General features: G+C 69.3%; 16 protein-coding genes. 6 read left to right on the forward strand and 10 right to left on the reverse strand.

Translation table 11 applies throughout. The features are described from left to right. Positions 1 to 7: 7 nt before the first annotated feature. Positions 8 to 1990 carry an excinuclease ABC subunit UvrC gene (gene uvrC / locus ACT26F_RS06375; RefSeq protein WP_471669665.1) on the reverse strand — a complete coding sequence of 661 codons (1983 nt, stop codon included), beginning with the start codon at positions 1988 to 1990 and terminating at the stop codon, positions 8 to 10. 15 nt (positions 1991 to 2005) lie between these two features. Further along, on the reverse strand, positions 2006 to 4864 hold the full coding sequence (uvrA, locus tag ACT26F_RS06380; RefSeq protein WP_471669666.1) for an excinuclease ABC subunit UvrA: 2859 nt from the start codon (positions 4862 to 4864) through the stop codon (positions 2006 to 2008). A gap of 57 nt (positions 4865 to 4921) precedes the next feature. Between uvrA and ACT26F_RS06385 the strand changes: the two genes are divergently transcribed. Both ACT26F_RS06385 and ACT26F_RS06390 read left to right on the forward strand, forming a co-directional pair. Beyond that, positions 4922 to 5575, forward strand: coding sequence for an MBL fold metallo-hydrolase (locus tag ACT26F_RS06385; RefSeq protein ID WP_471669667.1), 654 nt, complete (start codon positions 4922 to 4924; stop codon positions 5573 to 5575). Between the two features lie 2 nt (positions 5576 to 5577). Continuing rightward, positions 5578 to 5964 (forward strand): hypothetical protein, encoded by a 387-nt coding sequence (locus tag ACT26F_RS06390; protein WP_471669668.1) that lies wholly within the window; start codon positions 5578 to 5580, stop codon positions 5962 to 5964. 15 nt (positions 5965 to 5979) lie between these two features. Here the strand turns inward: ACT26F_RS06390 and ACT26F_RS06395 are convergent, their stop codons facing one another. Then, on the reverse strand, positions 5980 to 7260 hold the full coding sequence (locus tag ACT26F_RS06395; protein ID WP_471669670.1) for a cytochrome P450: 1281 nt from the start codon (positions 7258 to 7260) through the stop codon (positions 5980 to 5982). Positions 7261 to 7345: 85 nt separating this feature from the next. On the opposite strand from ACT26F_RS06395, the gene ACT26F_RS06400 reads away from it, so the two are divergent. Beyond that, a complete protein-coding gene (locus ACT26F_RS06400; RefSeq protein ID WP_471669671.1) occupies positions 7346 to 8752 on the forward strand; it encodes an APC family permease in 1407 nt (468 codons plus the stop codon). A gap of 3 nt (positions 8753 to 8755) precedes the next feature. On the opposite strand, the gene ACT26F_RS06405 is transcribed toward ACT26F_RS06400, so the two are convergent. Together ACT26F_RS06405 and uvrB are read right to left on the reverse strand one after the other, a co-directional pair. Further along, entirely contained in the window at positions 8756 to 9775 is a 1020-nt protein-coding gene (locus ACT26F_RS06405; RefSeq protein ID WP_471669673.1) for a TerC family protein, read from the reverse strand. 174 nt (positions 9776 to 9949) lie between these two features. Beyond that, positions 9950 to 12034, reverse strand: coding sequence for an excinuclease ABC subunit UvrB (uvrB, locus tag ACT26F_RS06410; RefSeq protein WP_471669674.1), 2085 nt, complete (start codon positions 12032 to 12034; stop codon positions 9950 to 9952). A gap of 120 nt (positions 12035 to 12154) precedes the next feature. On the opposite strand from uvrB, the gene ACT26F_RS06415 reads away from it, so the two are divergent. Then, entirely contained in the window at positions 12155 to 12817 is a 663-nt protein-coding gene (locus ACT26F_RS06415; RefSeq protein WP_471669675.1) for a TetR/AcrR family transcriptional regulator, read from the forward strand. Between the two features lie 69 nt (positions 12818 to 12886). Here the strand turns inward: ACT26F_RS06415 and ACT26F_RS06420 are convergent, their stop codons facing one another. Further along, a complete protein-coding gene (locus ACT26F_RS06420) occupies positions 12887 to 14227 on the reverse strand; it encodes an acetyl-CoA C-acetyltransferase (RefSeq protein WP_471669676.1) in 1341 nt (446 codons plus the stop codon). A gap of 129 nt (positions 14228 to 14356) precedes the next feature. On the opposite strand from ACT26F_RS06420, the gene ACT26F_RS06425 reads away from it, so the two are divergent. Then, a complete protein-coding gene (locus ACT26F_RS06425) occupies positions 14357 to 15688 on the forward strand; it encodes a 3-oxoacyl-ACP reductase (RefSeq protein ID WP_471669677.1) in 1332 nt (443 codons plus the stop codon). A 1-nt stretch (position 15689) separates the two neighbouring features. After that, positions 15690 to 16568, forward strand: coding sequence for a MaoC family dehydratase (locus ACT26F_RS06430; protein WP_471669678.1), 879 nt, complete (start codon positions 15690 to 15692; stop codon positions 16566 to 16568). A 13-nt stretch (positions 16569 to 16581) separates the two neighbouring features. Here ACT26F_RS06430 and ACT26F_RS06435 read toward each other — a convergent pair whose 3' ends face one another. From ACT26F_RS06435 to ACT26F_RS06450, 4 genes are all read right to left on the reverse strand, one after another. Then, on the reverse strand, positions 16582 to 17460 hold the full coding sequence (locus tag ACT26F_RS06435; protein ID WP_471669679.1) for an acyl-CoA thioesterase: 879 nt from the start codon (positions 17458 to 17460) through the stop codon (positions 16582 to 16584). 74 nt (positions 17461 to 17534) lie between these two features. Then, positions 17535 to 18425, reverse strand: coding sequence for a proteasome assembly chaperone family protein (locus ACT26F_RS06440; RefSeq protein ID WP_471669680.1), 891 nt, complete (start codon positions 18423 to 18425; stop codon positions 17535 to 17537). Continuing rightward, the gene (dxs, locus tag ACT26F_RS06445) at positions 18422 to 20311 is read right to left on the reverse strand and encodes a 1-deoxy-D-xylulose-5-phosphate synthase (protein ID WP_471669681.1); all 1890 of its coding nucleotides are present in this window, start codon (positions 20309 to 20311) and stop codon (positions 18422 to 18424) included. The genes ACT26F_RS06440 and dxs overlap by 4 nt, the downstream gene beginning before the upstream one ends. 93 nt (positions 20312 to 20404) lie before the next feature. After that, positions 20405 to 20911, reverse strand: coding sequence for a flavin reductase family protein (locus ACT26F_RS06450; RefSeq protein WP_471669682.1), 507 nt, complete (start codon positions 20909 to 20911; stop codon positions 20405 to 20407).

Below are 20911 nucleotides of genomic sequence, written 5' to 3' on the forward strand. Positions count from 1 at the left end.
CGCGCGCTCAGTCCTCCAGGATCTCTCCGGTGGCCGTGTTCACGGCCGGGGCAGTCGGCTGGCCCTCGTGCTCCGCCGGGTTCTGCGGGGTCTGCAGGGCCGCCACGATGGATTCTGCCGTAGCCGGGCCGATCCCGGGGACGGTCCTGATCTCCTCGGCCGTCGCGGCCCGTAGTTTCTTGACCGACCCGAAGTGCCGCAGGAGGGCGCGGCGCCGGGTCTCACCGAGGCCGGGCACCGGGTCGAGCAGGCTCTCGATCATGGACTTGCTGCGGCGCTGACGATGGTGCGTGATCGCGAACCGGTGGGCCTCGTCGCGCACGCGCTGGAGCAGGTAGAGGCCCTCGCTCGTGCGCGGCAGGATGACCGGATCCTCCTCGTCGGGCAGCCACACCTCCTCGAGCCGCTTCGCCAGACCGCACAGCGCCACGCCCGTGATGCCGAGCCGGTCCATCGCGGCCTTCGCCGCCGCGACCTGGGGCGGGCCGCCGTCGACCACGACGAGGGACGGGGCGTACGCGAACCGGCGGGGTCGGCCCGTCTCGGGGTCGATCGCTCCCCCGCCGTCGGCCGGATCGGCGTCCTGCTGCCGTTCGAGCGCGCGCAGGTGGTGCTGGAAACGGCGCGTGATGACCTCGTCCATCGCCGCGACGTCGCTCTGGCCCTCGTGGCGCACCGTGAAGCGGCGGTACTCGGACTTGCGCGGCAGGCCGTCCTCGAAGACGACCATGGACGCCACGATCTCGGTGCCCTGCAGGTTCGAGACGTCGTAGCACTCGATGCGCAGCGGCGGCTCGGCCAGGTCGAGTGCCGCCTGGAGCTCCTCGAGGGCCCGGCTGCGGGCCGTGAGGTCGCCCGAGCGCTTGAGCTTGTGCCGCATCATCGACTGCTTCGCGTTCTGCTCGACCGTCTCGAGCAGGCTCCGCTTGTCACCGCGCCGCGGCACCCGGAGCGTGACCCGGCCACCGCGTCGCTCGGCCAGCAGCTCCTGGACCGCCTCGTGGTCGGCGGGCAGCTCGGGCACGAGCACCTCGCGCGGGATCGCGCCCGGCGCGACGTCGGAGTACAGGGTCATGACGGCGTTCTGCACGAGCTCGGGGAACTCCGCGTCGTCCTCCTTGTCCGCGACCCAGCCGCGCTGGCCCCGGATCCGCCCGCCGCGGACGTTGAAGATCTGGACGGCGACCTCGAGTGGATCGTCGACGAAGCCGAGCACGTCCGCGTCGGTGCCGTCGCCGAGCACCACCGCCTGCTTCTCCAGCACGCGACGCATCGCCGCGAGGTCGTCGCGGTACTTGGCGGCCAGCTCGTACTCCTGGCTCGCGGCGGCCTCGCGCATCCGCAGCTCGATGGCGTTCTCGAACCCGGCGGTCTGACCACCCATGAACGCCAGGAAGTCGTCGACGATCTCGCGGTGCTCCTGCGGGCTGACCCGGCCCACGCACGGCGCCGCGCACTTGCCGATGTCGCCGAGCAGGCACGGGCGTCCTGAGGCCTTCGCCCGCTTGAAGACGCCCGCCGAGCACGACCGCATCGGGAACACGCGCAGCAGCGTGTCGACGGTGTCGCGGATCGCCCAGGCATGACCGTAGGGACCGAAGTACCGGACGCCCTTCTTCTGCGCGCCCCGCATCACCAGGACGCGCGGGATCTCCTCGGACACCGTGACCGCGAGCCACGGATAGGACTTGTCGTCGCGGTACTTGACGTTGAACCGCGGGTCGAACTCCTTGATCCACGAGTACTCGAGCGCCAGCGCCTCGACCTCGGTGTTCACGACGGTCCATGACACGGAGGCCGCCGTCGTGACCATCTGGAACGTGCGCGGGTGCAGATTGCCCAGGTCCTGGAAGTACGAGCTCAGGCGCGGCCGCAGCGACTTGGCCTTGCCGACGTAGATCACGCGGCCCTCCGCGTCGCGGAACCGGTAGACCCCCGGGGCGGTGGGGATCTCCCCCGGTTTGGGTCGGTACGTCGACGGATCAGCCACGCCACGAACCTCCCGTCACGACAACAGCGGCTTGAGGAACCGCCCGGTGTGGGAGGAGCCGTTCGCGGCGACGTCCTCGGGGGTGCCCTCGGCCACCACCATGCCACCGCCACTGCCGCCCTCGGGACCCATGTCGATGATCCAGTCGGAGGCCTTGATGACGTCGAGGTTGTGCTCGATCACGATGACCGAGTTCCCGCTGTCGACGAGTCGCTGCAGGACGCCCAGCAGCTTGCGGATGTCCTCGAAGTGCAGACCCGTCGTCGGCTCGTCCAGGACGTAGACGGTGCGCCCCGTGGAGCGCTTCTGCAGCTCGGAGGCCAGCTTGACGCGCTGGGCCTCGCCGCCGGACAGCGTGGGCGCGGGCTGGCCGAGCCGCACGTAGCCGAGGCCGACGTCGACGAGGGTGCGCAGGTGGCGGGCGATCGCCGGGATGGCCTCGAAGAAGTCGACGGCCTCCTCGATCGGCATGTCGAGGACCTCGGCGACGGTCCGGCCCTTGTAGTGCACCTCGAGCGTCTCGCGGTTGTACCGGGCGCCGTGGCACACCTCGCACGGCACGTACACGTCGGGCAGGAAGTTCATCTCGATCTTGATCGTGCCGTCGCCACGGCAGGCCTCGCAGCGACCGCCCTTGACGTTGAACGAGAACCGGCCCGGCTGGTAGCCGCGCATCTTGGCCTCGGGCGTCTGGGCGAAGAGCTTGCGCACGTGGTCGAAGACACCCGTGTACGTGGCCGGGTTGGACCGCGGCGTGCGGCCGATCGGCGACTGGTCGACGTGGATGACCTTGTCGACGTTGTCGGCCCCCTCGATCGTGCGATGCCGGCCGGGGATCGTGCGCGCCTTGTAGATCTGGCGGGCGAGCGACGTGTAGAGGATGTCGTTGACGAGGGTCGACTTGCCGGACCCGGAGACACCCGTCACCGAGACCAGCTGACCGAGCGGGAACGTCACGTCCACGTCGCGCAGGTTGTTCTCGCGCGCGCCGCGGACCGTCAGCTCGCGGCCCTTCACGCGCGGGCGGCGCACCTCGGGCACGGGGATCTGGACCCGGCCGGACAGGTAGGCGCCGGTCAGCGAGTCGGGGTTGGACAGCAGGTCGTCGACGGTGCCCGAGACGATCACCTGTCCCCCGTGCTCGCCGGCGCCCGGACCGATATCGACGACCCAGTCCGAGGTGCGGATCGTGTCCTCGTCGTGCTCGACGACGATGAGGGTGTTGCCGAGGTTCTTGAGTCGCACGAGCGTCTCGATGAGCCGGTGGTTGTCGCGCTGGTGCAGGCCGATCGACGGCTCGTCCAGCACGTAGAGCACACCGACGAGGCCCGCGCCGATCTGGGTCGCGAGCCGGATGCGCTGTGCCTCGCCGCCGGACAGGGAGCCGGCCGCACGGTCGAGGGCGAGGTAGTCCAGGCCCACGTCGAGCAGGAACCGCAGCCGCTCGTGGATCTCCTTGAGGACGCGCTGGCCGATCTGGCGCTCGCGGTCGGTCATCACGAGGTCCTTGAGGAACTCGGCCGCCTCGGCGATCGACAGGTGGCACACCTCGGCGATGTTCATCGGCCCGAATCGCTCGGACTCGATCGTCACGGCCAGGATGACCGGCTTGAGGCGGGTTCCCTTGCAGGTCGGGCACGGCACCTCGCGCATGAAGCCCTCGAGCCGTTCGCGGCTCGTGTCGGACTCGGTCTCGGAGTGCCGGCGCTCGACGAACGACCGCGCGCCCTCGAACTCGGCCCAGTACGAGCGCTCGCGGCCGTAGCGGTTCTTGTACTGGACGTGGACCTTCGTCGGGTGCCCGTTCATGAGCGCGTCCTGCACCTCGACCGAGAGGTCGCGGTACGGGGTGTCGACGTCGAACCCGAGCTCGTCACCGAGCGAGCGCATGAGGCGCAGGAAGTAGTCCGAGACCTGCGTGTACGACCACGCCATGACCGCGCCCTCGGCGAGCGTCTTGTCCGGGTCGGGCACGAGCAGCTCGGGGTCGACCTCCATCCGCGAGCCGAGGCCGTGGCAGTCCGGGCACGCGCCGAACGGCGCGTTGAACGAGAACGACCGCGGCTCCAGCTCGTCGACCTGGAGCGGGTGGTCGTTCGGGCAGGCGAGCTTCTCGGAGAACCGGCGGTACCGGCCCGGGTCGTCGTCGGGCAGGTCGACGTAGTCGATGATGACGAGCCCGTCGGCCAGGCTGAGCGCGGTCTCGACGGACTCGGTGAGGCGCTGCTTGGCGGAGGCCTTGACCGTGAGTCGGTCGACCACGACGTCGATCGTGTGCTTCTTCTGCTTCGCGAGCTTCGGCGGCTCGTCGGCGAGCAGATGCACCTCGCCGTTGACGATCGCGCGGCTGAAGCCGGACTGCTGCAGTTGGCGGAACAGCTCGAGGTACTCGCCCTTGCGGCCGCGGATCACGGGTGCGAGGACCTGGAAGCGGGTGCCCTCCTCGCCGGTGAGGATGCGGTCGACGATCTGCTGCGGCGTCTGGCGCGAGATCGGCTCACCGCACACGGGGCAGTGCGGCCGTCCGGCGCGGGCGTAGAGCAGGCGCAGGTAGTCGTAGACCTCGGTGATCGTGCCGACCGTCGAGCGCGGGTTGCGCGAGGTCGACTTCTGGTCGATCGAGACCGCGGGCGACAGTCCCTCGATGAAGTCGACGTCGGGCTTGTCCATCTGGCCGAGGAACTGGCGGGCGTACGCCGACAGCGATTCGACGTACCGGCGCTGGCCCTCGGCGAAGATCGTGTCGAAGGCGAGCGACGACTTCCCCGAGCCCGACAGTCCCGTGAAGACGATGAGGGAATCACGGGGAAGATCGAGGGAGACATCCTTCAGGTTGTGCTCACGCGCACCCCGGACAACGAGACGATCGGCCACCCGTCAAGCCTACTGACGAGTCCTGACAGAAACCTCTCGACGAGTAGGGTCGGCACCATGACCTACACCGGACAGGTGACCGTGGGAGGACCCACCGACACCCGCGAGGCCGGCGATCTCGTCATCACCAAGATCGCCGTCGGCCCGATGGCCAACAACGCCTACCTGCTGCGCTGCGCCCTGACCGGCGAGCAGGTCCTGATCGACGCCGCCGACGAGGCGCCGCGACTGCTCGAGGCGATCGGCGACGGCGGACTCGCCCGGGTCGTCACGACGCACCGGCACGGCGACCACTGGCAGGCGCTCGAGGCCGTCGTCACGGCCACGGGGGCCGAGACAGTCGCCGGCGAGGACGATGCCGACGAACTGCCGGTCGCGGTCGATGTCCGCGTCCGCACCGGGGCTCGCGTGCGCGTCGGGTCGTGCGAGCTGGAGGTCATCGAGATCGTCGGTCACACCCCCGGCTCGATCGTGCTCGCCTACGACGACCCCGACGGCGTGGTCCACCTGTTCACCGGCGACTCCCTCTTCCCCGGGGGCGTCGGTCGCACGTGGTCGCCGGACGACTTCATCCGTCTGGTCGACGACGTGGAGTCCAGGATCTTCGGCCGATTTGACGACGACACGTGGTTCTATCCCGGGCACGGCGACGACTCGACCCTCGGCGCCGAGCGCGCAAGCCTGCCCGACTGGCGCGCCCGCGGCTGGTGAGCGTGTCCCGGTCGCTCGGCGCACTGTGGTGCGTCCTCGTCCTCGGATCCGTCGCGGGATGCAGCGATCCCGTCGAGCAGGAGTGGCAGGGCCACGAGAAGGAGCCCTCGTGCGGCGACGTCACCCTCGGCCCGGGCGAGAAGCTCACCGAGGTCGCCCCGGACGAGGTCGCGTGCATGCAGGAGGCCCTCGACGCCGGGCGCGTGGCGCGACTCTCCGTCACCTTTCCCACGGTCGAGGGCGATCCGATCCACTACCACTTCAGTCTCGGCGAGGACGGCCGCGTCGTCCTGTACGAGGACAGCACCGAGGACGAGTACGGATCCAAGGAGTGGTCGACCGTCGACTGCTACGAACCGGACTGGCTGCCCGCCGTCACCTGCCCGTGAGCGCCCGGGCGGACGTCAGAACGTGACGGGCAGGGAGGCGATGCCGAACACGAAGCTGAGCTGACGGAACTCCAGCTCGGACTCGGGCACGGCCAGGCGCAGGTCCGGGAAGCGCCTCAGGAGCTTCGGCAGGACGATGCGCAGCTCCATGCGGGCCAGCTCCGCGCCGATGCAGCGGTGGATGCCGTGGCCGAACGCGAGATGACCGCTCGCCGGCACCCGGTGGGGGTCGAACCCGTCGGCCGGATCCCCCGCGTTCTGCGGATCGCGGTTGGCCGCGCTGAGCGAGACGAGCAGGACGTCACCGGCCTTGACCTGCGTGCCGAACAGGTCCATGTCCTGCTTGGCGAAACGCGGGAAGGCGACCTGCACGACCGAGAAGTACCGCAGCAGCTCCTCGATCACCCGGTCGACGGTCGCGCGGTCGCCCGAACGGACGAGCTCGGCGTACGCGGGGTCACGGGTCAGCATGATCGTGCTGAGCGCGATCATGCCCGCGGTCGTCTCGTAGCCGCCCGTGAAGACGCCGTCCGCGAGTCCGGCGAGGTCGTAGTCGGTGATCGTGTCGCCCTCGTCGCGGATGATCTGACCGATCAGGCCCGGACCGGGCTCCTTGCGCTGGCGCGCGACGGCGTCGAACAGGAACTCCCGTTGCGCGGACACCGCGCCGAAGGCCGCGGCTCCGCCGTTGGTCGCGTCGAAGCGGTCGCTGCCGAGCTTGGAGAACGCGACGGTGTCGTCGAAGTCGAGGCCCAGGAGCGCGCAGATCGTGTTGAAGGGGACGGGGAAGGCGACGAGCTCGGCCAGATCGGCGCCCGGTCCGGCGGCGGCGAGCGCCTCGAGCCGCTCGTCCGCGATCTTCTCGATGAGCGGCTCGAGTCGGGCGAGTCGACGCATCGTGAACTCGGGCGTGATGATCTTGCGCAGCCGGGTGTGCACGGGCGGGTCGGTGAAGCCGAGTCCGCCGATGTCGTCGGACGTCGCGGGACCGTCTCCGGAGAACAGGTGCCGGATGTCGGTCGAGTACGTGTCGCGTGCCGTGAGGACCTGGCGGGCCTCGTCGTAACCCGTCACCAGATAGGCCGTGAAGTTGAACGGCAGATCGAGTCGGTGCAGCGGTCCCTCCTGCCGGATCTCGGCCATCCGGGGCACGGGATCGAGGCCGATTCGCTGCAATGGCGCCTTCGTCGGCTCCGGGATCATCGAGAACGTGGCCAGGTCGATCCCGTGCTTCATGACGTGTCGACGGGCGACAGCTCCGACGACCCGGGACTTCACCGAGCGCAACCAACTCACCGGAGTACGGTACCCGGCTCAGGTTGCCGGACGACACCGGCAGCGCGAGAGTGGAGGGAAAAACACATTTCAGAGGGAGTGTGACATGGCCGTCGCAGAGACCGAACCCACCGAGCTGAGGCGGGTTCTCGGACCCAAGCTCCTCCTGCTGTTCATCGTCGGAGACATCCTGGGCACGGGCGTCTACGCCCTCACGGGACAGGTCGCCGCCGAGGTCGGCGGAGCGGCATGGCTGCCGTTCCTGGTGGCCTTCGGGGTGGCGCTGCTGACCGCGCTGTCCTATCTCGAGCTCGTCACGAAGTACCCGCAGGCCGCCGGCGCGGCCCTGTACGTCCACAAGGCCTTCGGGATCCACTTCCTCACGTTCATCGTCGCGTTCACCGTCATGTGCTCGGGCATCACCTCGGCCTCGACGGCCTCGCGCGCCTTCGCGGCGAACCTCGCGGTCGGCATCGACTGGGAGGCCTCGAACGCCGAGATCATGCTGATGGCGCTGGGCTTCATGCTGCTCGTGGCGGCGATCAACCTGCGTGGTGTCAGCGAGGGCGTGAAGACGAACGTCGTGCTCACGCTGATCGAGCTGTCCGGTCTGCTGCTGGTCATCATGGTCGGCCTCTGGGCGATCGCCGGCGGCAACGCCGACTGGGGCAGCGTGGTCGCGTTCGACACCCCCGACGACAAGAACGTCTTCCTCGCCGTCACGACCGCCACCTCACTCGCGTTCTTCGCGATGGTGGGCTTCGAGGACGCGGTCAACATGGCCGAGGAGTGCCACGAGCCGAACCGGATCTTCCCGAAGATCATGCTCACGGGCCTGGGCGTCACGGGCGTGATCTACATCCTCGTGTCGATCTGCGCCGTCGCACTCGTGCCGGTCGGCGACCTGGCCGGTAGCGACACTCCCCTGGTCCTCGTCGTCGAGAAGGGCGCGCCGAACCTGCCGATCGACCAGCTGTTGCCGTTCATCTCGATGTTCGCGGTGGCGAACTCGGCCCTCATCAACATGCTCATGGCCAGCCGCCTGCTCTACGGCATGGCGAAGCAGGGCGTCATCCCGCACTCGCTGGCCCGGATCAGCGCCCGGCAAACCCCGTGGGTCGCGATCGGGTTCACGACGGCCCTCGCCCTCGCGCTGATCGTCTACGTGTCGAACGCGAGCGAGGATGCCGTCGCGATCCTCGGCGGCACGACGAGTCTGCTGCTCCTGGCGGTGTTCGCGGTCGTCAACTGCGCGGTGCTGATCCTGCGCCGCGACCGGGTCGACCACGACCACTTCTCCACCTGGACGCCGGTGGCGCTGCTGGGCGTCGTGACGTGCGTGTACCTCGTGACGCCGCTGTCGGGCCGGCCCGCCGAGCAGTACGAGATCGCCGGCATCCTGCTGGTGATCGGTCTCATCCTTTCGGTGCCGATGTACCTGTTCAGCCGGCGCCGCGGCGAGCCGCTGGAGGTCTCCTCGCCGGACGACCTGCCGCCGCACGACATCCCGTAGGAGTCAGTGGCCCCCACCGATGCGATCCGGGTACTTCTTGCTGTACCAGAGGCTCGCGATCGCGGTGACGCCGAGGATCACGATGATGACCGCGAGGCTGAGCAGCGTGGGGATCTCCGGAATCGGAATCGGACCGATGTGGTGGACCGGCTGGCCGTCGTTGATGAACGGCAGCTCGTTGGTGTGCAGGGCGTGGCACACGAGCTTGACGCCGATGAAGAACAGCAGGATCGCCAGCCCGTACGACAGGAACACGAGGCGCTGCAGGAGGTCACCGAGCAGGAAGTACAGCTGGCGCAGGCCCATGAGCGCGAAGACGTTCGCGGTGAAGACGATGTACGGCTCCTTCGTGAGGCCGAAGATCGCCGGAATGGAGTCGAGGGCGAACAACAGGTCGGTCGTGCCGAGGGCGATGATCACGAGCGCCATCGGGGTCACCGCACGCTTCATGACACCCGACGCGTCGGGCTCCTTGACGACCAGCTTGAGGCCCTGCCACTGGTCGCTCATGTTGAAGTGCTTGCGCGCGAAGCGGACGACGCCGTTCTCGACGTCCTCCTCCTCCTCGCCGTTCTCCTTCGCGAGCTTGATCGCGGTGTAGATCAGGAAGGCGCCGAACAGGTAGAACACCCACGAGAACTGGTTGATCGCGACCGCGCCGAGCGCGATGAAGATGCCGCGGAACACCAGCGCCAGGATGATGCCGACGAGCAGCGCCTCCTGCTGGTACTTCTTGGGTACCGCGAAACTGCTCATGATGATGATGAAGATGAACAGGTTGTCGATTGACAGGCTGTACTCGGTCAGCCAGCCGGCATAGAACTCGATGCCGTAGTCGTGACCGTGATAGGTCCAGATCCAGACGCCGAAGGCGAGCGCGAGGCCGACGTACACCGAGAGCGCGATGGCGCACTCCTTGGTGGTCGGCTCGTGCGGGCGGCGGGCGATCGCGATGATGTCGAACAGCAGGATGGCGATGGTCACCGCGAAGGTGATCCCCCACTCGAGCGTGCTGACGTTCACAGGCAGTCCTCGGTTTTCTCACTCCGGGTCGTCAAGACTCGGAGGTCTCTTCCGCCGGCTGCGCGGCCCTGCGTACCGGGGTGGTCGCCGTTGACCCCCGTGCTGACGAGACGCAGATGATGGGAATACTCCCCTCCGCCGGTCAGTCTGTCAGCCGGGGCCTCGTCACGCCAATCAGGTGGCGGCGTCGATCATGCCGCGCAGTTCGCGCTTGAGCTCGCCGATCTCGTCGCGCAGGCGCGCGGCGACCTCGAACTGCAACTCCGCCGCGGCCTGGTGCATCTGCTCGGACAGCGAGTCGATGAGTCCGGCCAGCTCGCTCGACGGCAGGGACGCGAGGTCCTTCGTGTGCTGCCCGAGCGGCACGGCGGTGCCCTTGCGGCGGTGGTCCCCCGTCGCGGCCAGCAGCGCACGGGTGTCCTCGTCCTCGCGCGCCAGCATGTCGGTGATGTCGCCGATCTTCTTGCGCAGCGGCTGGGGGTCGATCCCGTTCGCGGTGTTGTAGGCGACCTGCTTGGCGCGACGCCGGTTGGTCTCGTCGATCGCCAGGGCCATCGAGTCGGTGATCCGGTCGGCGTACATGATGACCTGCCCCGAGACGTTGCGCGCCGCGCGGCCGATCGTCTGGATCAGCGAGCGCCCGGAGCGCAGGAAGCCCTCCTTGTCGGCGTCGAGGATCGCGACGAGGCTGACCTCGGGCAGGTCGAGGCCCTCGCGCAGCAGGTTGATGCCGACGAGGACGTCGTACTCGCCGAGGCGCAGCTCACGCAGCAGCTCGACGCGGCGCAGCGTGTCGACCTCGCTGTGCAGATACCGGGTGCGGATGCCCGCCTCGAGCAGGTAGTCGGTGAGGTCCTCGGACATCTTCTTGGTGAGCGTCGTGACGAGCACCCGCTCGCTGCGCTCGACCCGGTCGTTGATCTCGCCGATGAGGTCGTCGATCTGGCCCTTCGTCGGCTTGACCACCACCTCGGGGTCGATCAGGCCCGTCGGCCGGATGACCTGCTCGACGACGTCGCCCTCGACCTTGGTCATCTCGTAGTCCCCCGGCGTGGCCGAGAGGTACACGGTCTGGCCGATGCGCTGGAGGAACTCGGGCCACTTGAGCGGCCGGTTGTCCATCGCGCTGGGCAGCCGGAAGCCGTGCTCGACGAGGGACCGCTTGCGACTCATGTCGCCCTCGTACATCGCACCGATCTGCGGGATCGTGACGTGCGACTCGTCGACGACCAGCACGAAATCGTCGGGGAAGTAGTCGAGCAGGCAGTTCGGCGCGGAGCCCGCGGCGCGACCGTCCATGTGCAGCGAGTAGTTCTCGATCCCGGCGCACGTGCCGACCTGCTCCATCATCTCGAGGTCGTACGTCGTGCGCATGCGCAGTCGCTGCGCCTCGAGCAGCTTGTTCTCGCGCTCGAGCACGCCGAGACGGTCCTCGAGCTCGACCTTGATGCCCTCGATCGCCCGAGCCATCACCTCAGGGCCGGCGGCGTAGTGCGTCGCGGCGCCGACGTACAGCTCCTGGTCGTCGCTCAGCACCTCGCCGGTGAGCGGGTGCAGTGTCATGAGTCGCTCGACCTCGTCGCCGAAGAACTCGACCCGCACGGCCATCTCCTGGTAGACGGGGAAGATCTCGACGGTGTCGCCCTTGACCCGGAACGTGCCCCGCGTGGAGCTGACGTCGTTGCGGACGTACTGGGCCTGCACGAGGGTCCGCAGCAGCCGGTCACGACCGAGCTCCTCGCCGACGCGGAAGCCGATCATGCGGTTCAGGTACTCCTGCGCCGAGCCGAGGCCGTAGATGCACGAGACGGTCGCCACGACGATGACGTCGCGCCGCGTGAGCAGGGACCACGTCGCCGAGTGACGCAGGCGCTCGACCTCCTCGTTGATCGAGGAGTCCTTCTCGATGTAGGTGTCGGTCTGGGCGATGTACGCCTCGGGTTGGTAGTAGTCGTAGTACGAGACGAAGTACTCGACGGCGTTGTTGGGCAGCAACTCGCGCAACTCCGTGGCGAACTGCGCCGCGAGCGTCTTGTTCGGCAGCATCACGAGCATCGGCCGCTGCAGCTGCTCGGCCAGCCAGGCCGTCGTGGCGGTCTTGCCCGTGCCGGTGGCGCCCATCAGGACGACGTCGTCGACCCCGCCGATGAGCCGCTTCGAGATCTCCGCGATGGCGGCCGGCTGGTCGCCCGCCGGCCGATAGTCGGAGACGACCTCGAACGGCGCGACCTGACGCGTGAGTTCAGTGGCTGGCCTCATGCGTCGAGCCTACGGGCACACGCCGACAGTTTCGGATCGCTGAGGTTCAGCATTCAACGACACGAGGGCCCGCACGATCGCGAAGGCGATTTCGGCAGCAGATACCGATAGAGTCGTGCCATGGCCATCGTCGAACGCCGGGCTCAGCGGACCCGCGAGATCCTCGAGGCGACGCGCTCCCTGTTCGACGAACGTCGGATGCGCGATGCCCAGATCGAGGACATCGCTCGCGCCGTGGGCATCAACCGGGCGATCATCTACCGGCACTTCACGACGAAGGAAGAACTCTTCGCCATGACGCTGGTGGACTACCTCGAGGAGCTCGAGCAACTGCTCGCGAAGGCCGACGACCCGGCGCTCACGCCCACCGAGCGGATCAACGTCATCGCCGACGAGTTCTTCGCCTACGGTGCCGAGTACCCGGCCTTCGTCGACTGCGCCCAGTCGCTGCTGCGCCACCGCGGCTCCGAGCTGCTCGAGCAGATCAGCCTCGACCGGCTCACCGAGCTCGGCGCGGCGATCAACCGCTGCTTCCTGCACATCACCGCGGCGATCCGCGACGGCAACGAGAAGGGCGACTTCGAGGTCAAGGACCCCGAGCTCATCGCGAACATCATGTACACGGAGGGCCTGGGCATCCTCAACCTCGTGACCTTCCAGCGCTCCATCCGCGAGCTCAACTCGGGCCTCCCCGCGATGGAGCACCTGCCGATGAGCGATGTCGTCGAGATCGCCAAGCGGTCGATGCTCGCGATGGTGGTTCCGCCGCCCGAACGGGCCTGACCCACTCCACGTTCCAGACGCCGAAGGCCGGTGGCGATTGCCACCGGCCTTCGACGTGCGTCCGTGGAGTCAGCGCTCCAGGATCGCCACGACGCCCTGACCGCCCGCGGCGCAGATCGAGATCAGACCACGGCCCGATCCCTTCTCCTGCAGCAGCTTGGCGAGGTTCGCCACGATCCGGCCGCCGGTCGCGGCGAACGGGTGCGCCGCCGCCAGCGAGGAGCCCTTGACGTTGAGCTTGCTGCGGTCGATCGCGCCCAGCGGTGCGTCGAGGCCGAGCTTCTGCTTGCAGAAGTCCGCGTCCTCCCACGCCGCGAGGGTCGTCAGCACCTGGCCCGCGAACGCCTCGTGGATCTCGTAGAAGTCGAAGTCCTGCAGCGTCAGCCCCTGGCGGGCGAGCATCCGCGGCACGGCGTACGCGGGCGCCATGAGCAGGCCCTCGCCACCGTTGACGTAGTCGACGGCAGCGGTCTCGTAGTCGACGAGGTACGCCTGGACGTCCCAGCCGCGACGGGCCGCCTCCTCCTCCGAGGCGAACAGCGCGACCGACGCGCCGTCGGACAGCGGCGTCGAGTTGCCGGCCGTCATGGTCGCGGCCTCGCCGAACTGCTTGCCGAAGACGGGCTTGAGCTTCGCGAGCTTCTCGACCGTGGAGTCCGGTCGCAGGTGGGTGTCCTTCTCGACGCCGTTGAACGGCGAGACGAGGTCGTCCTGCCAGCCCTCGTCCCAGGCCTTCGCGAGGTTCTGGTGCGAGCGCGCGGCGAGCTCGTCCTGCGCCTCGCGGGTGATGCCCCACTCCTTGGTGGTGATGGCCTGGTGGTCGCCCATCGACAGGCCGGTGCGCGGCTCGACGTTGCGCGGCTGGTCGGGGGCCAGGTACGACGGCCGGATCTTCGAGAACAGCTTAAACAGGGCCTTCTTGTCACCCTTGGCGTTGGCCTGGTTGGCCTCGAGCAGGATCTTGCGGAGCTTGTCGTTGACGGCCAGCGGGGCGTCGGACGTGGTGTCGGTACCGCCGGCGATGCCCGTCTCGATCTTGCCGAGCGCGATCTTGTTGGCGACCTGGAAGGCGGCCTGCAGGCCCGTCCCGCAGGCCTGCTGCAGGTCGGTGGCCGGCGTCGTGGGCGCGAGCTTGGAGCCGAGCACGACCTCACGGGTCAGGTTGAAGTCGCGGCTGTGCTTGAGGACGGCACCGGCGACGACCTCGCCGACGCGCTCGCCCTGCAGGTCGAAGCGATCGACCAGACCGTCGAGGGCCGCGGTGAGCATGTCCTGGTTGGAGACGCCGGTGTAGACCGTGTTCGAGCGGGCGAACGGGATCCGGTTTCCGCCGATGACGGCGACGCGACGGACGGTGCCGGCGGGGGCCGAGGGCTTCTGGGCCTTCTTCTGGGCGGGCTTGTCAGCCATGTCGAACCTTTCGTCTGCGACCTTCGTCGCTTTCCTTTGCCGTGGCGCTGTCGGGCAGGCTAGAGTCACCCTAACGCTTTCAGATACCGATGGTATCCGAGACTCCAGAGAGATAGGACACACCGCGCGATGAGCGACCGTTACAAGTCGATGATCCAGAACCCCATCGGCCAGTTCCTCGTGAAGAACCTCGGCCTGCCCAACCCGCCCGAGCTGGAGCGGTACCGCGGTGGTGCGCTGGTCGACGGCCCCGTCCTCATCGGCGGCACCGGCCTGGTCGCGGCCGATCTGCCCTCCGTACTGAAGGCCTCCGGCATCGACACCACGACGGTCAGCGCCCAGGGGCGCCGCTACAAGGGCCTCGTGTTCGACGCGACCGGCCTGGACTCCGCCGACGCCACGGTCGCCCTGCAGGAGTTCTTCACGCCCGTCCTGCGCAGCCTCGCGCGGTGCGCGCGCATCGTCGTGATCGGTCTGGCTCCCGACCGCACCGAGACGATCGGTGCCGCGATCGCCCAGCGCGGCCTCGAGGGCTTCGTCCGCTCGCTCGGCAAGGAGATCGGCGCGAACGGCAGCACCGCCAACCTCGTGTACGTGACCCCCGAGTCGACCGGCGCCCTGTCCTCGACCCTCGAGTTCCTGCTCTCGGCCAAGTCGGCGTTCGTCGACGGTCAGGTCGTCCGCATCGGCACGACCGAGCTCGTCGACGCCGACGCGCCCGCCGACCCCGCCAAGCCCCTCACCGGCAAGGTCGCCCTCGTCACGGGCGCCTCGCGCGGACTGGGAGCGGCCATGGCCAAGACGCTGCACCGCGACGGCGCCACGATCATCGGCGTGGACGTCCCGCCGCTGCAGGCCGACCTCGACGCCCTCATGAGCGAGCTCGGCGGCACCTCGATCGTCGCCGACATCACCGCCGACGACGCGGCCGAGACGATCGCCGCGGGTCTGGGCGACGGCGTCGACATCGTCGTGCACAACGCCGGCATCACGCGCGACAAGCGCCTGCGGAACATGAAGGCCGAGAACTGGGCCAAGGTCGTCGACATCAGCGTGGGCGCCCCCGAGCGCATCACGGCGTACCTGCTGGAGAACAAGCTCATCCGCCAGGGCGGCCGCGTCATCGGCATCTCGTCGATCGCCGGCATCGCCGGCAACAACGGCCAGACCAACTACGGCACCGCCAAGGCCGGGGTCATCGGCTTCGTCCAGGCCCTCGCGCCGCGGGTCAGCGACCGCGGCATCACGGTCAACGCGATCGCCCCGGGCTTCATCGAGACCGACATGGTCAAGACGATGCCGGTGGGCATCCGCGAGGCCGGCCGCCGGCTCAGCTCCCTGTCACAGGGCGGCCAGCCCGTCGACGTCGCCGAGGCGATCGCCTGGTACAGCCACCCGGGTTCGTCGGCGATCTCCGGCAACGTGGTCCGCGTGTGCGGCCAAGGCTTCCTGGGTGCCTGAGGTGACCACTCGCACGTTCGACAAGGCGCCCGCCGGGCTGCCGCTCATGCTCAAGGCGGCGCTGCCGGCGATCCCCGTCGTCGGCGGCCTGCCGGGCGTCAAGCACGAGAAGGGCGGACTGCCCGACACCGTGCTCAAGCGCACCCGCGTGAGCACCGACCTGGCGCACCTCGACCGCTACAACGAGGTGTGCGGCTTCCTCCGGTCCGACACCCTGCCCGCGACGTATCCGCACATCGCCGCGCACACGCTGCACCTGACCCTCATGACGGACACGGCCTTCCCGTTCCCGCCGATGGGCGCGGTGCACCTGCGCAACCGCATCACGCAGTACCGCCCGATCGGGCGCGAGGAGATCTACGAGCTGAGCCTGCGGGCCGCGGCGGACGAGCCGCACCCGAAGGGCCGGCTCATCTCGCTGGTCTCCGGGGCGCACGTCGGCGGTGAGCTGGTCTGGGACGAGACGATGACCGTGCTCTTCCGCAGTCGATCGGGTGGCGACGAGCCGGTCGCTCCGCCGCTGGCCGGGGTCGAGGCCCCCGAGGGCGTCGTGCACTGGAAGCTCGGCAGCGACCTGGGCCGGCGCTACGGCGCGATCTCGGGCGACCGCAACCCGATCCACCTCTACCCGTGGACGGCCAAGGCGTTCGGCTTCCCCCGTCAGATCGCCCACGGCATGTGGACCAAGGCGCACGCGCTCTCGGCCCTGCAGAACCGCCTGCCGGACTCGTTCACGGTCGACGTCGAGTTCAAGAAGCCGATCCTGCTGCCGGCCACCGTCGTGTTCGGCACGGCCGGCCAGGACGACGTGACGACCTTCGGCGTGCGGGACTCGCGCACCTCGCTCCCCCACCTCGTCGGCCGGGTCACGCCCGTCTGAGCGGTCCTGATCCTCAGCGGTCGTCGGGCTTGCGCGACTGCCGGATCAGGCCCTCCTGGGCCACGCTGGCGACGAGGGTGCCGTCCAGCGTGAAGACCCGGGCGGTGCTCAGTCCGCGCGCGCCGGACGCCGACGGCGACGTCTGGTCGTACAGCAGCCACTCGTCGACCCGGAACGGCCGGTGGAACCACACGACGTGGTCGAGCGAGGCCGGCTGCACCTTCGGCGAGCTGATCAGGACGCCGTGCGGCACGAGAGCGGCACCGAGCAGGCTGAAGTCGCTGTAGTACGTGAACGCCGCTCGGTGCAGCAGTTCGTCGTCGGGCAGGCGGTCGCTGGCCTTGAACCACATCCGCTGGACCACGGGCACGTACGCCCGCGACGGATCGTCCTCCGGCCGCGGGTCCCCCACGTACCGCATGTCGAAGCCGCCCCACTCCTGCAGCCACATCTCCGCCGCATCGGGGCTCACGTACTTGACGAGGTCGGACATCGGCGTCGCCTCGTCCGGGCCCGGCGTCGGCGTCAGGACGTCCTGGTGGTCCCAGCCGTCCTCCTGACGCTGGAACGACGCCGTCATGTAGAAGATCACCTCGCCGTGCTGGCGCGCCGCGACCCGTCGCGTCGCGAAGGAACGGCCGTCGCGGACGTTCTCGACGTCGTAGATGATCGGAATGCTCGGGTCACCGCCGAGGATGAAGTACACGTGCAGCGAGTGCAGCGACTTGTCCTCCGGGACGGTGCGCTGGGCGGCCATCACGGCCTGCCCCGCCACCTGGCCACCGAACACCCGCTTGAGCCGGCTCCTGACCGGCTGGCCGCCGCGGAAGAGGTTGACCTCCAGCTGCTCGACCTCGAGCAGGTCGACGAGTTCGTTCACTGACGCAGGCACGCTCGTGATCCTAGCGAAGGAGCGCCGTCACGAGGGCGACGTCGAGCGTGATCCTGCTTGCGCTGGGGCGCGGCTCAGCCCTGGTCGTCCTTGCGCTGACGCGCCAAGAACTGCTCGACCTGGGAGGCGAGCTCGTCACCCGTGGGCAGGCTGTCGTCGTCGGCCAGCAGCGAGTCGGCCGCGCCGCGACTGAACGTGTCGTACTGACGCTCGAGGCCGGCGAGCACCTCCTCGCCCTCCTGCTCGGCGATCTGCTGCTCGATCTGCGCGATCGAGTCGGGCTGGCGCGAGCGCAGGTCCTCGAGATCGAAGTCCAGGCCCAGTCGGACGCCCACCGCGTCGACGAGCGCGATCGCGGCCGTCGGGTACTCGATCTGTGACAGGTAGTGCGGCACGTGGACGACGTAGCCGATCGCGTCGAGACCGTGCTCGCCCATCCGGTACTCCAGCAGCGACTGCGCCGACGAGGGCACCGTGACCTCGGCGCTCCAGAAGTTCTTGCGGTCGACCAGCTCGGGGCGGGTGCCGTGCATCGTCAGCAGCGGCGGCCGCGTGTGGGGGACGCCCATCGGGATCCCGCCGAGCGACACGGTCAACGGCACGCCGAGCTCCTCGACGACGTCGATCGCCTCGGCCGCGAAGGCCTCCCAGCCGAAGTCGGGTTCGGGCCCCGCGAGCAGCAGGTACGGCGACCCCGCACGGTCGGTGTGCCGCGTGATCTCCAGGACCGGCTCGGTGTAGTCGAGGTAGCGGTCACGCTGGAACGTGATCGGCGGGCGGCGGGCCCGGTAGTCGTAGACGGCGTCGAGATCGAAGGCATGCACGACCTCCGCATCGGGAGTCCGCAACTGCTCGGCAGCCAGCGTCGCGGAAGAGCCGGCGCTCAGGAAGCCGTCGAGGGTGACGATCAGCGGAATCGGATCGCGGTCAGCGTCTTGTCGTCGAGAGAACCACTTCGGAGTCAACGTCCGTCACCCGCCGCTGATTCCCGCAACCGGACGAGTGCGTCGGCCGCGACGGCATCGGCGGTGAGGCCGAGCCGACCCAGGATGACGTCCCGCTTGGCGTGGTCGAGGTACTCCTGGTCGATCGCGTGGATCCGGACGGGGACGTCGACCGCGGCGTCGCTCATGAGGTGCAGGAGCGTCGAGCCGACGCCACCCTGGCGGCCGTTGTCCTCGATCGTCACCACGAGCCGGTGCGCGGCGGCCAGGTCGACGAGCGCCGGATCGAGCGGCTTCACCCAGCGCGGGTCCACGACCGTGCAGCGCACGCCGTCGGCGGCCAGCAGGTCCGCGACGTCGATGGCCGTGTGCGCCATGGTCCCCACTCCGACCACGAGGACCTCGGGGTCGGCGTCGCGGCGCAGGACGTCGATCGTCCCGATCCGGTCGATCGCATCGAGATCCGCGGCCACCGCGCCCTTGGCGAAGCGCACGACGCTCGGGGCGTCGTCGATGTCGACCGCCTCGCGCAGCAGCTCACGCAGGCGGCTGCCGTCACGCGGCGCGGCGAGGTGCAGACCGGGCACGAGCTGCAGCAGCGACATGTCCCACATGCCGTTGTGGCTCGCGCCGTCGTCGCCGGTGACGCCCGCCCGGTCGAGGACGAACGTGACGCCCTGCCGGTGCAGGCCGACGTCCATCAGGACCTGGTCGAAGGCTCGGTTGACGAACGTCGCGTACACCGCCACGACGGGGTGCATCCCGCCCATCGCGAGTCCTGCGGCGCTCGTCACGGCGTGCTGCTCGGCGATGCCGACGTCGAGCACCCGGTCCGGGAACTTGTCCGCGAACGCGTCGAGCCCGGTCGGGTACAGCATCGCGGCGGTGATGCCGACGACGTCGGGGCGGTCGTCGGCGATGCGCACGATCTCGTCGCGGAACACCGACGTCCAGCCGGCCGGCGCGATCGTGATCGCCTCGCCCGTGGACCGGTCGAACGGGTGGGCCTGGTGCATCTGGTCCGCCTCGTTGGCGACCGCGATGTCGTAGCCCTGGCCCTTCGTCGTGATGGCGTGCACGAGGACAGGTCCGTTGAAGTTCCGCGCGGCGGCCAACGCGTGTTCGAGCGCGGCCCGGTCGTGCCCGTCGACGGGCCCGAGGTACTTGATGCCGAGGTCCTCGAACATGCCCTGCGGGGCGAGGACGTCCTTGAAGCCCTTCTTGATCGCGTGCAGCGCCTCGTAGACGACGCCGGCGACCTTGGGGCCGGTGGTCATCCGCTCCTTGATCGCGTGCAGGGCCGGCTCGTAGCGAGGGTTGGTGCGTATCTCGGTGAGCCGGTTCGCCAGACCGCCGACGGTCGGCGTGTACGAGCGGCCGTTGTCGTTGACGACGATGACGACCCGCCGGGTCTTGTCCGCGGCGATGTTGTTGATCGCCTCCCACGCCATGCCGCCCGTGAGGGCGCCGTCGCCGATGACCGCGACGACATGGTCGTCCTTGCCCTGCAGGGCGTTCGCCCGGGCGAGGCCGTCGGCGTAGGACAGCGACGTGGAGGCGTGCGAGTTCTCGACCCAGTCGTGCGGCGACTCGGCGCGGCTGGGGTAGCCCGAGAGCCCGCCCTCCTGGCGCAGCCGCTCGAACTGTGCGGCGCGGCCCGTGAGCATCTTGTGGACGTAGGCCTGGTGCCCGGTGTCCCACACGATCGCGTCGCGGGGCGAGTCGAAGACGCGGTGGATCGCGATGCTCAGCTCGACGACGCCGAGGTTGGGCCCCAGGTGGCCGCCGTGCGCGGCGACCGACTCGATCAGCAACTCGCGGATCTCCGCCGCCAGGTGGGTCAGCTCCGCGTCGTCGAGGCGCCGGAGGTCGGCAGGGCCGGACAGCGCACTGAGGACGGAAGCCATTGTCCCATCGTAACGACGCCCGGCGAAGCCCGCGGAGCGACCGGCCGTGGCTGCCCACCACGCCCCCGGGGCCGCCGAGCGGCACTCGGCGCGTCAGCCGATCGCGCCGAAGCGGCCTCGCGCGTGGGCCAGTCCCCCGTCGCCGAGGATCTCCACGTTCTCGACCGTGCCGGTGACCTCGTGGGACCAGCCGAGGACCCGCACGTCGTCGACGACGAAGCCGCACCACGAGCGGTCGGCGAGGTGCGGACCCCACGCCGACGCCTCCCAACGTCCAAGGGTGAACGGACCGCCGGGAGCGGGCGCGACACCGGCAAATGCCTCCGCGAGGTACGTGTCACCGGCCTCGAGCAGGCTCAGCGCCGCCCGGGTGCCCGGTGCGAGCTCCTCGCCGAGGTCCGAGTCCGGATCGACGCAGAGGATGAGGTGGGCCGGATCGCCGTCGACGACCAGGAGGGAGGACACCGTGAGCCCGACCGGGCCTCGCTCCGCCGCGGTGGTGACCACCGTCACGGGCGAGACCAATCGGCCGCGGAGCCGGCGCAGCGCATCCTTCGCGCCATCGCCGGGGACGAACGGATGCTCGGAGTGGATCGTCAC

It is taken from the genome of Aeromicrobium sp. SP1 (assembly GCF_055663785.1).